Genomic DNA, 17,408 nt, shown 5'->3' with positions numbered 1-17,408 from the left:
ATCCTGCCCCCCATGCCAAGTGAAAACAAAGAGAGAAAACAAGTGCATGTCACCTTTTGTTCTTCGTAGCAGCGACTTATATGCCTGCAAATCAAAATGGATTTATATATTAACTATCTCTATTATTTTCTCTCCGTAATATTGTTATCCCAATTTTTTATAACAAGTAAAAGCCAATTCCCATAATGAAATAAGCGGCTAATAATGTTCCTCCTTCAAACCAGTTCGTATCTCCATCATTTGAAATTGCAATTGTTAAAAAGACCGCTGTAATCATGGACACAAGTTCCGGCATTGTAAATACAAGGGGCATTTTTACCGTAAAAAACATCGAAAGTATGATGAGAACAGGGGCAACGAACATGGCAACCTGCAAGGTTGAACCGACTGCAATTTCAACTGCAATATTCACTTTATTTTTATAAGCCATAATAATTGCAGAGGCATGCTCCGCGGCGTTACCAACAATCGCAACAATGATAACCCCGATAAATAATTCCGACCATCCAAATGATTTTGCTACCGTTTCAAATGTATGAACAAGCGCCTCGGATACATAAGCAACAGCCGCTGTTGCAATCGCTAAAATAAGTAATGCTTTCCCTTTTGACCATTCAGGCTCTTCCTCATGTTCTACTTCATCGCTTTTATGCTGATACACACCACGATGCGTAACCAGTTTAAAGAATAGTGCGGCTAAATACATGACAATCATGATGATTGAAACCCCAATACTTAATTGATATGTTTTGTCTATACTCATCTTCATTGAAAAAACTTCTGGAATAACAAATGCTACAACAACTGCGAATATTAGTAAGGCTGAATTATGCCTTGCATCATAAACATTAAAACTTTGTCTTTTATACTTGAGCCCTCCTACAAAAAAAGATAGACCTCCAACTAACAATAAGTTGCCAAGAACGGAACCAGTTAGTGAAGCAAGTACGACTTCAGTTAGCCCTGCTTGTAATGCAAAAACTGAAATGATAAGTTCAACCGCATTCCCGAAGGTTGCATTTAATAGCCCACCAATTCTTGGTCCAGAAACAATAGCTAAACTTTCTGTCGCTCTTCCCATAAAAGCAGCGAGAGCAATAATTGTAATGCAATACACAGCAAACATAATCGTTTGTGGCCAATGCAACGTATTTCCAAGAATAGAAAGCGGTACACCAGCAAGTGCAAGTATTAAGAAAATTTTATTAAACATATTTTCCATCCTTCCATCGTATGTATTTCCCCCACTATTATCATTATTCTTCTCCTAACTTGTCCCATTTCATCACAAATACGTTTAAAAAATACGATTGAAGAAAAAAGTATGAAAGAGTGTAAAAAATTTTAAGCAACAAGTTTTCGCAGAATAAAATTACGGATAACAGAAAGGGGCTCAAAAAATGAATTTAAAAGAAAAAATTGCAACTATTATTGAAGGACAAAGAACAGGTGTATTAGCTACCGTGCGTGAAAATAAGCCACATAGCTGTTTTATGATGTTTTTTCATGAAGACTTTGTATTATATGTCGCAACAGATCGTAATTCCAAAAAGGTAGTAGATATCGAACAAAATTCAAATGTACACGTGCTACTCGGAAGAGAAGGGAAGAAATGGGATGAAGATTATATCGAAGTAGAAGGCACCGCTTCAATTGAAGAAGAGCAAACATTAAAAAATAAATTTTGGAACAACAACTTAAAACGCTGGTTACTCGGCCCTGAAGATCCTAACTATGTACTTATAAAGATCAATCCAAATACAATTTACTACATCGATAGTGCTGGTACGACTCAACCAGAGTTTTTACGACTGTAATTTAAAAACAAGCCCTTTAAAAGGGCTTGTTTTGTCGAAAAGTTCTTATCAAAAAAAAGATAAAAAAGATGGAACTTTCTAAAGAATCTGTTATATAATAGTATCAACTTAAATAAACTGTATTAAAACAGATTGGGAGGAGAAACAAAATGATGAAAAGAGAAGAACGAAAAAATATGATTGAGTTTATTGAAAAGAAAAAGGGAATTGAGCGTGAAGAGCTTTTATTTATGACAGATGATGAAGTAGAACACATTTATAATGTAACGTACTTTTTATATGAAGAAATTGCAGAATAATAGATCAAAGGCCCATCTAACATCTTTATGTTAGATGGGCCTTTACTATTTTCATAGTTATATTCAAAACATCCTCTTGCTATCCGTTATACTTGAGAATGATTTTCATGTATAATAATACAAGACTGGAGGAATTTTACTATGAGTTCATGGCTATTATTCGCATTATTATCAGCAATTGCTGCAGCACTTGTATCCATTTTTGGAAAATTTGGTTTAGAAGGAATCGATGCCAATGTGGCAACAACTATCCGTTCAATCATCATGGCACTATTTATGATAGGTGTAATTATGATACAAGGTAAATTTCAAAATATTGGTGACGTTCTAATGAATAAAAAAGCACTGCTATTTATCACGTTAAGTGGTATAGCTGGTGCCTCATCATGGCTGTTTTATTTTCTCGCCTTAAAAACAGGAAAAGTTTCACAAGTTGCTCCTGTAGATAAATTAAGTGTTGTATTTTCAATTATTCTTGCAATAATTATATTAGGCGAAAAATTAAACTTCATGACTGGAATGGGTGTTGTATGTATTACAGCAGGTGTTCTCTTCATTGCTTTCAGCTAAAAACCGCTTAACTAGCGGTTTTTTTTCTTCTTATGTAGAGCCATACAATAAGTACAACTACTACTGAGATAATTAAAATCCACATTCCATAATGATGCAAACTATATTCAACAAAGCGCCACTTCTCTCCAAGTTTCCATCCAAGTCCAATAAAAACGCTAATCCAGATGAAAGCACCACCGTATGCGTATAGACAAAATCTCCAAAACGTTAAATTTGACATACCAGCAAAATATGCAGTTAAATGACGAACTCCTGGTATAAAATATCCAATCATTATTAAAAAAGGACCATATTTTTCAAACAAAACATGCGTTTTTTCAATTTGCTTTTCTTTAATTCCTATCTTTGGACCATATTTTTTTAATACAGGCAGTCCAAGTTTTAAGCCAAGTATGTAACTTAAAGTAATTCCAAGTACCGCACCAGCCATTCCACTTAAAAAAGCAGCTGTCCCTGACATAGTTCCTTTCGAAATATTATAACCAACAAACGTCAGCAAAAACTCATCTGGTATTGGCAGACCCACTATTCCACCCGCAAGAGCTATAATAATTCCCAAATACCCATAATGTGAGATTAACTCACCAATATGTTGTTCCATTTGGATGACACATCCTATGCACAATCGTTATTCCATATTGTACCCTCTCTATCTTTTAAGCAAACATGGTATACATATTCACTATACATCGTTTTTATAATGAACTCTACTCCTATTCATCTTACCTGTAATGAAACTTTTTACTACTTTTAATCTTCATTTTTCAGGACCTTAAGGTGTGAATGCATATTGTCCACGAATAGCGTGATAAATCCATACTTCACTTCATAATTATAAGAAAATCCGACTTCACAAGCGTGATTTTTGTTACAATAAAGAAAAGTTACATTTAGCATCGGTTTGACTCTCAAGAAAAATGATATAGGCAGTAAACATATATTTAAAAAGATTACATGCATCTTCCATCCGTGTAGAGTACTATGCATCCTTTTACATAAAAATCATTTTTCTAAATTATACAGGGGGAAAAAACATGACCATAGAAAAACAATTGATTCAAAAGGTATACTATGAAACATTCTTAACTGAACAGGATTCTGTTCAGGCTCCTCAAGTACTTGGGGAAGCATATGTAAATGAAGCTGAAAATGAATTTTCCAATATCGCTAACATTCGTTTCGCACAAGGAGAAGTTAATTATCATCATAAAGATTTCGAAACAGCCATCTTCAAGTGGGAGAAAGTAAACAATGATCTCTCTCTATGGGCAAAAAAAAATATAGCAGACGCTTATTTTGAATTAGGATTGCTTTCAATGGCAGAAGAAATCTATACATCGATTCAAACAGAAGACACAACACTGACAATGGAAGTTTCATTGCAACTTCTTTCTCTGTACATCGAACAAAATCGCTTAGGACTTGCTTTTAAGGTCATTAGTGAAGCAGTTTCATTCCAACCAGACTATCCAAATATCACTGCCATTGCTCGTTCCTTTTATGAGAAACAGCAGGATTGGAACAATGCTATTGACCTTGCTGTTCAAGAAGGAATTCGAACGAAATCATTACATTGGTTTGAGATTTTAACAAGTTATGTGAATCAAGGATTCACAAAACAAATGAAACCAAAATATTTTTATGAAGCATTAAAAGTTTTATATACCGTCGATTCCATTCAATTTAAGCAACTTGTCTCATCACTTTGGAAAATCTATCAAGATGAGTCAACCTACTTATTATGGATTCAAACAATCAATCACCTTTTTTTACACGTCGAGGTAGATTCTTACGACTCATGGGATGAAATTGTTACTCTTTATCAAGACACCTACTGTGAATTAATTACAGGACAATACTTGATGCATGAACTACAGGAACTTATTCCAGACTTGTTAACAAATTGGTTTAGCTTAACAAAAGCAGAACATTCTCTATTTGTTTCCGCTGCAACGTTAGCATGGAATGAGATTTCACCTAAAAGCCTTGATACATTACTTGTAAAAAGCGCTGAAACACTCCTTTCTAGTTCAAAAACAGTTAACACAGTTGATCTAGACAAAGTTTCAAGCTTATTTGAAACTATTGTCGTATGGGCAGAAAAGAATGATGTAGACTTAGGTCATTCTTTCACATGGCTTGTTCGAGAACTTTCCGATCTAAACGTACAACAAGTTCTCGTTACAGGTACGAATGATACTAGTAAATCATCCTTTATCAATTCTATATTAGGGGAAAGTATACTAAAAAATTCTCCTGGAGCCGCTATCATATTTAAAGATAATGCGCAGACAGAAATTACAGAACTCACAGATTTAACAATAAGAACTACTTCCAATTTGGATGAATTTTACGAAATGATGGCTGTTCCTCCAAAATCAGAATCTGAGCAGAAATGTATTGAGTTTAAATTACCATGTAGGTTTTTACGAAAAAATAAATTCTCATTTATCGTTACACCAGGTTTTGATGGAAATGGCAATAAAGAGAATACAAATCTTGAATACTTACATGCAACCGATAATCTATTATATGTTCTTAATACCTCTTCGCCTTTACTTGATGAAGAAATCGATACACTACTATACATACGAGAACAAATACCGACTTTACAAGTTCATTTTGTTTTAAATACAATCAATACAATCTTTAGTGATGAAACAGCAAATAAAATGCTAAATGAAACCGAGTCTAAAATACGTGTACATTTTCCAAATGCACGAGTATTCCCTTACTCATCTTTAGAAGAGAACAGCGGGCAACTAAGTGATTTAACAGAATCCATTACTTCAAACTTTAATAATAGAAATATAGAAACCGAACGCACGGAAAAACTATTATGGTTTATTCAAAAGACCATCACGTATCTCTTAAATGAACGCGTACAATTAGAAAATATGTTAGTAAAGTCAATCCGTTGGAATAAACACCTTTTAGTGAAATTAAATGGCTTCATTAATAACCTGACTGCTATTGAAAAAGATAAGACTCGCTCTATTACAGACTCATATCGTTTAACGAAAGATGAAATTATACATGATCTTCATGATCAAATTCCTGAATTATTGCAGAGCTGTTCCGATTTAGTTCATGAAGATAGTGACTTTAAACAAGTTCCTGAAGAATTAAATGCAGCAATGAATGAAAGAATTCAAAAACATTTACAACAAATGATATTACCTAAGTTTACTCAATCTATTCAAGAATGGATTGAAAAAGTCCATAATGAATTTATTCAAAGTCAATCTTATTTAGATGAAATGAGTGAAACATTTAATAAGTTATACGAAGAAGAACGTATGAAACTACCATGCGATTTCCAACTACTTGATGATTGGCGCCGCGATGTTGCAAGGATGACAAACCGGATCAAAGTTGATGATGTGAATATTTTACTACGCTTTACACCAACACAATTTCTATTAAAAAGTGCTGGAAAGCTATTCGGTAACATGCAGAAAAATCAATCCATGCTTTACAACAAATATAAAAATTATATCGAGACCGAAGACTATACAGATGTAACAACAACTATTTCTGAACAGTTCTTCCTTCAATTTGAATTATTCGAGAGTGCATTAGAACGTGATATTATGATGTTCTTTAAAGAACCTCTTAGCATATTAAAGCAAACTGTGGAAGCTGCACATCTCGAAATAAATGAAGATGAAAATGCATTAACGAAACTAAGAACAAATCCAGAAACATATCATGATCCTTTAACACTGTTTAAATTACAGTTATTGCAGTACAAATTCATGCTAAATGAAAAAAACGATGAAGCCCCTTCTTTGAAAATAGCAACGAACGAGGCACCTACAATTTAGGTAAATACAAAAAACCAAGCAAATTGTAACAATTGCTTGGTTTTTTACTTATATTCTATTTCACATATCACAATTAACATCATTAACCTTTGCATCAATTTTCACACGCTTAATGAATTTCTTTCTTTCATCTTCTTTATGAATTAACTTATGTACATAACGACGTTTGCTTAATACATCCCTGCATGCTTTATTATAATTTAAAATTTCCTGGCAGCGCTTATCCTCATATAAAACCTTGAACCATGTATACCGCTTCAGTTTTTCTATGTGTCGCTGCACTCTTTTCTTTTTCCGTTCTTCTCGTTCCGCTAATCTTTCTAATGCATGCTCTACCACTTCATCTAACATAAAGTCTCCAGCGACTCTTATAATACTAACAGTCCCTCTTACAATCCCTTTACCTGCATCAACACATATTTCACTTAATGCAATTGCTGCGCGACCAACTCCTACTAGAATGTGTCCAATCATATCCTCCATATTGTCCCTTCTTTCTAGTTCACAATTTTCATATGATCAAACGGATAATAGATTGCAGTTAATGTGCCAAGCACTTCTGTTTTATGAATCAGTCCTAAGCCGTTACGGCTATCTCTACTCACTAAACGATTATCTCCCATGACAAAAATTTTATTTTTCGGAATCGTAATAGGACCAAAGTCTTCAGTTAAATTAATAAGAAGTTGTTTCGCTTGTTTTTTATTTTTATCTAAATAAGGTTCACTTTGCACTTGATGATTTACGTATAATTGGTCATTTTTCATCTCAATTACATCTCCTGGCAACCCAATAATTCTCTTCACATAAAAATTATCAGTCTTTACTACAATAATATCTTCACGCTCATAGGTTTCAAATCTCTTTGCTAACTTATTAATAATTACTTTATCCCCATCTTGCAATGTTGGCCTCATAGATGCTCCCTGCACAGTTGTTGGAAAAAACACAAAAATTTTCACTAAAAAAAACAACAAACACGCAATAGCTAGTATTTCAAAAAGCTCACGAAAGCGACTTTTCTTTTTCATTTTCCATCTCTCATTCCTCTCCCTTTGTTACATTTATTATAGATAGTTTTTATTATTAATTTCCACAAAATTCCGAAAGAATAAGATAAAACCTATAAAATTTTATAAATCTGAATAATATTCTTAAATGTAATTGATATACTAGATTGGTCTTTTATAAATTAATGCATATACTCCAAGGAGGACTCATTTTTTATGAAAGTTATGTTAAGGAACGAAAATACTGGACAAATTAAACAGGCAAAACTAGGTTTTAGCTAGACTGTCTTTTTCTTCGGATTTTTCCCTGCTATATTCCGTGAGGATTGGAAATGGTTTTTAATTATCTTAATTGCAAGTGCTTTTACATTCGGATTTTCTAATTTAGTTTTCTGCTTTATTTATAACAAAATATACATTAATGAGCTATTATCTCAAGGTTATAAAGCGGCTGACGAATATAGTCTTTCCGCTTTACAGCAAAAGAACATCGTAGCATAATATATAATCAAAAAAGAGGATATCCCAAAAGTAGCTCAATAGCTACTTTTAGAGATATCCTCTTTTATATTCCAACATATACAATACACATCTGTGCAGCAACATATGTTACCCAGATCCAAAGTGGATCATACTTTACTTTGCGACCACCAATATCCGTTACACCAATAATAAAATCAGAAATCACAAATAACAATCCGCCAAGCGCTGGAATCCACCACATTCCGTTGTTTGTATAGTATAATGCAAATGCAAAACACGCCATTCCCCCAACCCATAAACCATATACGAGCGCACCAATTGTAAACAGCCTATCTTGTTTTTGATTGCGAATAAAAAAGAACCAACCAATTATTAAAAATAAACCGTATGCTACTACTCCAATCCAGAACCCATTCCATGAGATACCCGTTTGCAAAAATGCCGTTACATAAAAACAATGCGCAATTGCAAAGGTAACCATACCGCCGATTAACCGATGTCCAAATGGAATGATCCCTGCCATAAATAAATCACCAAGCGTAGATAAAGTCATACCAATTGCAGCCCACTGACGATACTCTACAGATGGATCTTGTAACCAAATCCAGATCGCACCACCAGTTAAAGAAAAACTAAGAATAAGACGAATCAATAATGGTAAAGGCTCATTTTCTCCCGTTTGCTTTGTCTGTGCTATTGCATAAACCGCACCTACAACAAATACAATGACCTGTCCAATTAATAATATATAAATTTCATTCATAACATGTTCTCCTCAATAAATGGATATTAATATTTCTTCGTGATATAACCTATCTTCTCCTGTTTTTATCATATAAAATTTCAAAAAAAGAGGAACACTCCTATCCTTTTTTCTAAAACTAAAAGAAATTAATCCTACTCTTTTTATGCCGCTTGTTTCTCTTGCTCCGTTTTTTGCATATTTGGTGTCCGATTTACTACGATAATACCCGCTGCTACACATGCTAATCCAAATAAAACAAATGAATGAATTGCTTCCCCTAAAATCATGCTGGATAATAAGACTCCAAATACTGGTATAAAGAACATATACATCGATACTTTTCCGACCTTGTTATACTTCATAACTGTATTCCATATACAGAACCCCGCCGCTGATAAGAAGGATAAATAAAGTAACATAGATAGTGCTTTCATATTGAATACAAAAGGCATAAATCCAACTTGAAAAATACCAATACATAATAATCCGATAGATCCAAAAATCATCTGATAGGCTGTCATGTACCCAACATCTAATGTTTTGCTTCCTTCTTTTGCCAATATATTTCCATATGAATACATCATCGCGGCCCCAAGAAGCAATAATTCACCAATTCCAAAATGAAACGCCATACTTCCATCACTTGGAACATTCACAAGAATCACACCACAAAAACCGATAGACACGCCAATTACTTTTCGAATATTTAATGCATCATCTTTATACAAAAAATGCGCAATTAAAATTTGAAAAAAAGATGATGTACCAGAAATAATAGCACCTTCAATTCCAGAACTGTAACTCATACCAATATAAAAGCATACATATTGTAGAAATGTTTGAAATAAACCAATTTGCACTAATTGCTTCCCTGTTTCTTTTTTGAAATGCATATCTTTTCCTATTGCTTTAAAAAAGAATAAGAGCATCACACCAGATAAGAAAAAGCGATAACCAGCAAATAATATTTGCTCGCCAACTTCATGTGGCTGAATTCCGAGTTCAGCATAACTTAATTTAATAAAAGGAAATGCGCTTCCCCATAGAAATGTCGCTGCTAGCGCTGCAGCAAACACACCAATTGGATGGGTAAAAAATTTCTCTGTCTTCACTTATCGTCTTCCTTTCCGACCTTTTTACGAACAGTATTCATATATACCAAAGGAAACGCAAAAAAACAAGTTTTTCAATTTGACATATAAACAAAAACATATTCTCAAGTAAAAACATATGATATAATATAGAATAATTACAAGATAATAACTGATAAAATTTTTCAATAGAAATGCTGCTATCCGTATGGATGGCAGCTTTCGTCGTTTTATGGGGATTTCGATTTTGATTCTTTTTCTCAATAAGAATTTGGAAGGAGCGAGTAATAATGAACTCAGAAGTAAAAGTATTACCATCAAAAAAGGATATGTCTAACCCATCCTGGATTCAATCATTCCAAAAGCATTATGAACTTATCTTTGCAATCCTATCTGGTGTTTTCATTTTATCCGGTTGGTTATTCACAAAAAACGAAGCAACAACTGCTGGGATAGTTTTTTATATCCTCGCTTATATAATTGGAGGATATGCGAAAGCGAAAGAAGGCATCGAAGATACAATAGAAGAAAAAGAATTGAATGTAGAAATGTTAATGCTCTTCGCTGCCATTGGTGCCGCTATTATCGGATACTGGGCAGAAGGTGCCATCTTAATATTTATCTTTGCACTAAGCGGTGCAATGGAAGCTTATACATTAAGTAAAAGCCAAAAAGAAATTTCAGCACTGCTAGATTTACAACCTGAAGAAGCCTTGCTCATTTCACATGGAACAGAAGAACGTATTCCAGTAGCTCAGTTAGAAATTGATGACATCATTTTAATTAAGCCAGGTGAACGCGTACCTGCAGATGGTACAATTCATAGCGGTGAAACAAATATCGATGAAGCGGCTATCACTGGGGAGCCTATCCCAAATGAGAAAAAATTTGGTGATGAAGTATTCGCTGGAACCGTGAACCTACGCGGGGCTATTGAAGTTAAAATTACAAAAAGAAGCGACCAAACATTGTTTCAAAAAATTATCCGTCTCGTTCAAAACGCGCAAAGTGAAAAATCACCATCGCAACTTTTTATCGAAAAATTTGAAGGAACATATGTAAAAGGTGTACTTATCATCGTTGCTCTAATGATGTTTGTTCCTCATTTCCTACTAGATTGGAGCTGGAACGAAACATTTTATCGTGCCATGATTTTACTCGTTGTTGCTTCTCCATGTGCGCTTGTCGCATCGATTACACCAGCAACATTATCTGCTATTTCTAACGGCGCACGAAGCGGTATTTTATTTAAAGGTGGTATTCATTTAGAACGCCTTGCCTCAGTGAAGGCAATTGCCTTTGATAAAACAGGAACATTAACTCAAGGAAAACCGACTGTAACAGATGTTTACGTACGTGATGAAATAACAGAAAAAGATGTGTTGTATATTACAGCTTCTATCGAAAGTCATTCCACACACCCACTCGCAGAAGCTATCGTCAAGTACGCAAAACATGCATATGACATTACATTAACGAAACCCGAAAGTGTAGAAGATGTCACTGGATTTGGCTTAAAAGGAATTTTAGAAAATACAGCTTATAAGATTGGAAAGGCCGATTTTATTGGCGAAGAAACAAAAACTTTTCACAATGGTATCGCTACGACACTCGAACAAGAAGGAAAAACTGTTGTCTATATTAGTAATGAAAAAGGAATTCTTGGGCTTATTGCTTTAAAAGATACACTTCGCCAGGAAACAATTGCTGCTATTCGTGATTTACAAAGCATTGGTGTTGAAGCTATCATGATCACTGGTGATAACGAACAGACGGCTAAAGCAATTGCGACTGAAAGCAACATAAAAGAATACTACGCATCATGCTTACCAGAAACAAAAGTAGAAACGGTGAAGCAACTAAAAGAAAAATACGGTACAGTGGCAATGGTTGGCGACGGTATTAACGATGCTCCTGCACTCGCTACAGCAAGTATTGGCGTTGCTATGGGCGAAGGGACAGATGTTGCCTTAGAAACAGCAGATGTCGTTCTAATGAAAAATGAACTCTCTCGCCTTGCACAGGCCATTCGTTTATCAAAACGAATGAACCGCATTGTAAAACAAAATGTTATTTTTTCATTAGCAGTAATCGCAATGCTCATTTGCTCTAATTTCCTACAATTTTTAGCTCTTCCATTTGGCGTTATTGGTCACGAAGGAAGTACAATCCTTGTAATTTTAAACGGCTTACGTTTATTAAAAGGAAATAACTAAACGGGTCCCCAGAGGGAACCCGTTTTTTTAATGATAGCTATTATGTCCATTAGCACTGCTACTCGTTTTATGTTTTGGATGTGAGCTACTATTTTTTTTACCTTGATTTTTGTTATTATGATTTTTTTTATTATTACTCATTTTGAATCCCCCCTGTTCCTCTTTATTATGGAACAAAAAATTATTTTTCATCACGGGAATTATTGTCACTTGTTCGATAAAAATGTAGTAATCCATTAATTTCTCCGCCAAGTAAAATGACCCAAGCCGTTAAATAGAACCATAACATTAAAATGATAATACCACCAAGACCACCGTATGTATTTGCATAATTTGCAAATTTATCCACGTAATAGGCAAATGAGTACGATACCACAATCCACCCAACCGTTGCAAATAATGCCCCTGATATAACTTCTCTTCTCTTTAACTTTCGATCAGGTGCAAATGTGTATAAAAAGCTAAATAAGGCAAATAACACTAAGAAACTGGCTACTAGCCGTATAATACTCCATACGAAAGAAAAGCTTTCTGATAAACCAAGCGCTTTAAAAACAGCTGCACCAATTACTTGTCCAAATACAGGAACAATTAACGCGAAGACAATCATAAAAATCATCGCTAGTGTAAGCACAATAGACAAAGCTCTCGTCGCGATAAAAGAGCGCGTTTCCTTTACATCATAGGCTCGGTTAAATGCATTCATAACTGCATTTACACCATTTGATGCAAACCATAACGTTGATAATAAACCAAACGATAATAAACCACCATTTTGTTCATTTACAACTTTATCTACGTTCACTTCAATTAAGTTCATTGCATCTTCTGGCACATAAGCCTCTAATAAACTGAGCACATCCTCTGTTTGAATTGGAATAAATCCAAGAAGCGTAATTAAAAAAACAAGTCCAGGAAAAATAGCAAGCAAGAAGAAATAAGCGAGCTGTGCTGCTAGGCCCGCTACGTCATCTCGCATCGTTCGGTCATATAGATCTTTCCCAAACGAATAGACACGATTTCCCCTTGCTTTCTCTAGAAATTTTTTCATATTTCTCTAAACACTTTTCTTCTCTTCTTTATCTTGCTTTAACTCAATGTATGCTTCTGTTTTTTTTTCTTCTGCATTAGAGTCCTTCATAAATAATTCACGCGCTTCTTTCATTCCACCATCTTCAGCTACTACCGGTTCTTCTTCTACTTTTGGAGACACAGCTTGAATTTCAATTGTTTCTGGCTTTTCCTCTCGTTCAATCTTTTTCTTACTAAAGATTTCTTTTGTTTCCTTTAACGTGCCAACAACAGCTGGCGTTAGCTTCTTTATTTCCGCTACCTTCGCCTTTACTACATTAAAATCTGCAAGTTCGCGTCCTTTATCTGTAACAGTTTGCACTTTTTCTTTTATCTTTGCATTCTCGCCAATTTCAATCATTTTTGATTTTGCTTTTTCTGCTGTATTTTTCACTTTTTCACGATTTTCTTTCTTAAGCATAGAAACAGCTACACCTGCTGCTACCCCAATTGCAATGTTTCGAGCTATATTATTCTTCTTTGCCATATTCCTTCACCCTTTCATTTCTTATGTTAGAAAGTATTTCTTTCTAAGCTTTCTCATATTCCTTGCTCATTTCGAATGAATGCTAACAATTTTGCACACCCTTCTGTTACAAGGTCATATACTTCTTGAAAGTTCCCTGTAAAATAAGGGTCAGGAACATCCGTCCAGCCACCGTCTGGAACAAAATCAGACAGTCTACCAATATAGCCTCCAGCTTTACCTAAACTTTCTAAATCCGCTATATTCTTGTTGTCCATGGCAATAATATAATCAAACTTTGTTAAGTCTTCTTTTTCTACTTGACGTGCTTTAATTCCTTCAAAAGAGACTTCATTTTCTTTTAAAACTTTTTGTGTTCCTTCATGAGGTGGATGACCAATATGCCAATCGCCTGTTCCAGCAGAATCAATTTGAATTTTATCTTCTAATCCTTCTTGCACGACAATATCACGAAAAATCGCTTCTGCCATCGGTGAACGACAAATGTTCCCAAGACAAACAAACAATACTTGAATCATATTTGTTTCTTCCCTTCTTGGTGCATTTCTTATATATACATATAGTATAAACAACCAATTATTAATTATAAAGGAAATCCCTACTAATTTAATAGGGTTGAAAAGTTTCATTAACGAAAATGATAAAAAATGTTAAGATATCTTTATGTTATTTCAAAGGGGGACACTTCGGTGGATTTATCCGTAAAATCGCAAGAAAATGTTGAATATATGGTAGAAGCTATTAAAGAAAAGTTACGCATGGTAAACGCAGGAGCAATGAGAGCTGAAAGCTTTAACCAAGAAATGTACGAAGATTTACGAGATATTTACGACCATGTAATGAAACGTGAAACATTCAGCATTAGTGAAATGCAGGCTATTACTGAAGAATTAGGTACGCTAATTAAAAAATAATGAAAAGTCCCTTATACAAAGGGACTTTTTTATTTCCGACAAATTAATGACACCCTTCCACTTTTCTACATCTATTTTCCAAATACTGTACAATAAAAGGAGAACTTCACCATAGACCTTCCCTTTCACCAAACTCTTTTTTTAATATTTATCTTATTACCATTGCTAACTGCTTTTACCGGAGGTGTTTATCTATGAGCAATTGGTACAGTAAAACGAAAGGTCAAGCAATACTTGCACTTGAAACAAATGAACAACATGGTCTAACAGACGAAATGGTGCAAATTCGATTAAAAAAATATGGACGAAACGAACTCACTACAAAACAAAAACGGACTTTATGGCAACGTATTTTTTCTCAAATTAATGATGTTCTCGTCTATGTTCTTTTAATTGCCGCTCTTATTTCTGCCTTTGTTGGTGAGTGGGCCGATGCGAGCATTATTGCTCTCGTTGTTGTCTTAAATGCTGTAATTGGTGTCATTCAAGAATCGAAAGCAGAACAAGCTTTAGAAGCATTAAAAAAGATGGCAACGCCAAAAGCAATTGTAAAACGGGATGGTGAACTAAAAGAAATTCCGTCCGAAGATGTTGTTCCAGGAGATATCGTTATGCTTGATGCTGGACGTTATATTCCGTGTGACTTACGGCTTATTGAAACCGCCAATTTAAAAATTGAGGAATCTGCTTTAACAGGCGAATCTGTTCCTGTGGATAAAGATTCACTTTACCATCCTTCTCTTCAAAATGAAGAACAAATACCACTCGGTGATCAAAAAAATATGGCCTTTATGTCGACCCTTGTTACATACGGCCGAGGTGTTGGTGTTGCTGTTGAAACAGGAATGAAGTCTCAAATTGGAAAAATCGCTACTCTCTTGCATGAAGCGGATGATGATGCAACACCACTTCAAAAAAGCTTAGCTCAAGTCGGGAAATATTTAGGTTTTGTAGCAGTTGCAATCTGTATCACCATGTTCTTCATCGGATATTTCCAAGGCCGAGACACATTAGAAATGTTTATGACTGCCATTAGCTTAGCGGTTGCAGCAATTCCAGAGGGATTACCAGCTATTGTTTCCATTGTTCTTGCAATTGGTGTGCAACGTATGATTAAACAAAACGTGATTATTCGCAAGCTTCCAGCCGTAGAAGCACTCGGTTCTGTTACAATTATTTGTTCAGATAAAACAGGAACATTAACACAAAATAAAATGACAGTTACTCATTTCTATAGTGACCGTACATACGATAAACTAAAAAATTTAAATATAAACAATGATGCTCAGCGCTTATTATTAGAAAATATGATTTTATGCAACGATGCATCTTATAAGGCTGAATCACAAACTGGCGATCCAACAGAAATTGCTCTTCTTGTTGCTGGCAGCATCTTTCATCTTCAAAAAGACACTTTAGAAGATCAACATAGACGCGTGAACGAATTACCATTTGACTCCGAACGTAAAATGATGACAACATTGCATGAGTACAATGAAAACTATTACAGCATGACAAAAGGAGCAATTGATAAACTCTTACCTCGTTGTAAACATATCTTTATAAATGGTAAGACAGAGGCCTTAACCGAAGCAATTGAAGAACAAATATTAGAAGCTGCTCAAATGATGTCTCAAAAAGCTTTACGAGTACTATCATTTGCTTTCAAACAGTATGATACAAAAAACGTTAACACCAATCACATGGAAGAAAATCTTATATTCATCGGACTTGTCGGCATGATTGATCCACCGCGAACAGAAGTAAAAGCATCTATTGCAGAATGTAAAAACGCGGGAATTCGTACTGTTATGATTACAGGAGATCATAAAGATACCGCTTTTGCTATTGCAAAAGAACTTGGTATTGCTGAAAAAGAATCCGAAGTCATGATTGGAACGGAATTAGATCGTATTTCAGACGAAAAACTAACAAATGAAATTAATCATTTAAACGTCTTTGCACGCGTTTCTCCTGAACATAAAGTTAAAATTGTGAAAGCACTACGTGCAAAAGGAAATATTGTTTCTATGACTGGAGATGGTGTCAATGATGCACCATCTTTAAAACAAGCTGATATCGGAGTCGCAATGGGGATTACAGGAACAGATGTTGCTAAAGGTGCGGCTGACATGGTTTTAACAGATGATAACTTCTCATCTATTGTAAAAGCTGTTGAGGAAGGAAGAAATATTTATCGCAACATTAAAAAATCGATTCTTTTCTTACTCTCTTGCAACTTTGGAGAGATTATTGCACTCTTCTTAGCTATTTTACTCGGCTGGGCTACCCCACTTCGTCCGATTCACATTTTGTGGGTGAATTTAATTACAGATACACTCCCAGCTCTATCACTAGGTGTTGACCCAGAAGATCCGGATGTGATGAAAGAAAAGCCGCGTGATGCAAAAGAAAGCTTGTTTCATGGTAGCGTTCCTTTTCTTATTTTAAACGGGATTATAATTGGGTTCATCACGTTAATCGCCTTTATTGTTGGGGCAAAATTATATACAGGAGATACAAATATCTTCCCTCTTTTCCCATCTCAAATTGATGATGATGCTTTATTACATGCCCAAACGATGGCGTTTGTCGTACTCAGTTTTTCACAGCTTGTTCATTCATTCAATTTACGATCAAGTACAAAATCAATCTTTTCAATCGGAGTATTCACAAATAAATACTTAGTTTTCTCCCTACTTATTGGTGTACTTATGCAAGTATGCATTATCTCCATTCCACCGATTGCTAATATATTTGGCGTACATGCTTTAACTTTAAAAGATTGGGGATTTGTTATATTACTAAGTATTATTCCACTTGTTATAAACGAAATGATAAAAGTGTTTAAGAAAAATTAAAAGGCAATGAGGGA

At 34.7% G+C, this 17,408-nt stretch carries 16 protein-coding genes and 1 pseudogene; 8 read left to right on the top strand and 9 right to left on the bottom strand.

Translation table 11 applies throughout. The features are described from left to right. Positions 1 to 157: 157 nt before the first annotated feature. Positions 158 to 1,213, bottom strand: a complete 1,056-nt coding sequence (gene cax / locus NSQ40_RS02370; protein ID WP_029427592.1) for a calcium/proton exchanger — start codon at positions 1,211 to 1,213, stop codon at positions 158 to 160. Between the two features lie 187 nt (positions 1,214 to 1,400). Here cax and NSQ40_RS02365 point away from each other — a divergent pair, with 187 nt between their 5' ends. The 3 genes from NSQ40_RS02365 to NSQ40_RS02355 all read left to right on the top strand — a co-directional run bounded on the left by NSQ40_RS02365 (position 1,401) and on the right by NSQ40_RS02355 (position 2,686). Next, on the top strand, positions 1,401 to 1,817 hold the full coding sequence (locus tag NSQ40_RS02365; protein WP_003194829.1) for a pyridoxamine 5'-phosphate oxidase family protein: 417 nt from the start codon (positions 1,401 to 1,403) through the stop codon (positions 1,815 to 1,817). Positions 1,818 to 1,969: 152 nt separating this feature from the next. After that, positions 1,970 to 2,116 carry a BH0509 family protein gene (locus NSQ40_RS02360; RefSeq protein WP_026008701.1) on the top strand — a complete coding sequence of 49 codons (147 nt, stop codon included), beginning with the start codon at positions 1,970 to 1,972 and terminating at the stop codon, positions 2,114 to 2,116. A gap of 141 nt (positions 2,117 to 2,257) precedes the next feature. After that, a complete protein-coding gene (locus tag NSQ40_RS02355) occupies positions 2,258 to 2,686 on the top strand; it encodes an EamA family transporter (RefSeq protein WP_003194827.1) in 429 nt (142 codons plus the stop codon). A gap of 7 nt (positions 2,687 to 2,693) precedes the next feature. On the opposite strand, the gene NSQ40_RS02350 is transcribed toward NSQ40_RS02355, so the two are convergent. Beyond that, a complete protein-coding gene (locus NSQ40_RS02350) occupies positions 2,694 to 3,290 on the bottom strand; it encodes a DedA family protein (RefSeq protein WP_003194825.1) in 597 nt (198 codons plus the stop codon). 433 nt (positions 3,291 to 3,723) lie between these two features. On the opposite strand from NSQ40_RS02350, the gene NSQ40_RS02345 reads away from it, so the two are divergent. Beyond that, a complete protein-coding gene (locus NSQ40_RS02345; RefSeq protein ID WP_341286056.1) occupies positions 3,724 to 6,516 on the top strand; it encodes a GTP-binding protein in 2,793 nt (930 codons plus the stop codon). Positions 6,517 to 6,576: 60 nt separating this feature from the next. Here NSQ40_RS02345 and NSQ40_RS02340 read toward each other — a convergent pair whose 3' ends face one another. Further along, positions 6,577 to 6,999: a hypothetical protein gene (locus NSQ40_RS02340; protein ID WP_098102032.1), complete on the bottom strand. Its 423-nt coding sequence runs from the start codon at positions 6,997 to 6,999 to the stop codon at positions 6,577 to 6,579. 14 nt (positions 7,000 to 7,013) lie between these two features. Then, complete coding sequence (gene lepB / locus NSQ40_RS02335; RefSeq protein ID WP_003194819.1) at positions 7,014 to 7,547, bottom strand: signal peptidase I; 534 nt, start codon at positions 7,545 to 7,547, stop codon at positions 7,014 to 7,016. Between the two features lie 195 nt (positions 7,548 to 7,742). On the opposite strand from lepB, the pseudogene NSQ40_RS02330 reads away from it, so the two are divergent. Next, a pseudogene (locus NSQ40_RS02330) lies at positions 7,743 to 8,027 on the top strand (hypothetical protein). 64 nt (positions 8,028 to 8,091) lie between these two features. Here NSQ40_RS02330 and NSQ40_RS02325 read toward each other — a convergent pair. Together NSQ40_RS02325 and NSQ40_RS02320 are read right to left on the bottom strand one after the other, a co-directional pair. After that, the gene (locus tag NSQ40_RS02325; protein WP_003194816.1) at positions 8,092 to 8,772 is read right to left on the bottom strand and encodes a lysoplasmalogenase; all 681 of its coding nucleotides are present in this window, start codon (positions 8,770 to 8,772) and stop codon (positions 8,092 to 8,094) included. 143 nt (positions 8,773 to 8,915) lie between these two features. Further along, positions 8,916 to 9,866, bottom strand: a complete 951-nt coding sequence (locus NSQ40_RS02320; RefSeq protein WP_003194814.1) for a DMT family transporter — start codon at positions 9,864 to 9,866, stop codon at positions 8,916 to 8,918. A gap of 269 nt (positions 9,867 to 10,135) precedes the next feature. Between NSQ40_RS02320 and NSQ40_RS02315 the strand changes: the two genes are divergently transcribed. Next, on the top strand, positions 10,136 to 12,061 hold the full coding sequence (locus NSQ40_RS02315; protein WP_003194812.1) for a heavy metal translocating P-type ATPase: 1,926 nt from the start codon (positions 10,136 to 10,138) through the stop codon (positions 12,059 to 12,061). Between the two features lie 181 nt (positions 12,062 to 12,242). On the opposite strand, the gene NSQ40_RS02310 is transcribed toward NSQ40_RS02315, so the two are convergent. The 3 genes from NSQ40_RS02310 to NSQ40_RS02300 are packed head-to-tail and all read right to left on the bottom strand — an operon-like array spanning position 12,243 to position 14,137. Next, complete coding sequence (locus NSQ40_RS02310) at positions 12,243 to 13,112, bottom strand: YihY/virulence factor BrkB family protein (RefSeq protein WP_003194809.1); 870 nt, start codon at positions 13,110 to 13,112, stop codon at positions 12,243 to 12,245. Between the two features lie 6 nt (positions 13,113 to 13,118). Beyond that, the gene (locus NSQ40_RS02305) at positions 13,119 to 13,619 is read right to left on the bottom strand and encodes a DUF4075 domain-containing protein (RefSeq protein ID WP_003205772.1); all 501 of its coding nucleotides are present in this window, start codon (positions 13,617 to 13,619) and stop codon (positions 13,119 to 13,121) included. 53 nt (positions 13,620 to 13,672) lie between these two features. Next, positions 13,673 to 14,137 (bottom strand): low molecular weight protein-tyrosine-phosphatase, encoded by a 465-nt coding sequence (locus NSQ40_RS02300; RefSeq protein WP_018767220.1) that lies wholly within the window; start codon positions 14,135 to 14,137, stop codon positions 13,673 to 13,675. A 171-nt stretch (positions 14,138 to 14,308) separates the two neighbouring features. On the opposite strand from NSQ40_RS02300, the gene NSQ40_RS02295 reads away from it, so the two are divergent. After that, positions 14,309 to 14,533: a DUF1128 domain-containing protein gene (locus tag NSQ40_RS02295; RefSeq protein ID WP_003194805.1), complete on the top strand. Its 225-nt coding sequence runs from the start codon at positions 14,309 to 14,311 to the stop codon at positions 14,531 to 14,533. Between the two features lie 194 nt (positions 14,534 to 14,727). Continuing rightward, positions 14,728 to 17,394: a cation-translocating P-type ATPase gene (locus tag NSQ40_RS02290; RefSeq protein WP_003194803.1), complete on the top strand. Its 2,667-nt coding sequence runs from the start codon at positions 14,728 to 14,730 to the stop codon at positions 17,392 to 17,394. Positions 17,395 to 17,408 lie beyond the last annotated feature (14 nt).

Origin of the sequence: Bacillus sp. FSL K6-6038, assembly GCF_038050455.1 — a bacterium.
Classification (GTDB): domain Bacteria; phylum Bacillota; class Bacilli; order Bacillales; family Bacillaceae_G; genus Bacillus_A; species Bacillus_A pseudomycoides.
The sequence above is the reverse complement of the archived record's forward strand: the minus strand, read 5'-3'. Positions and strand labels throughout refer to the sequence as shown.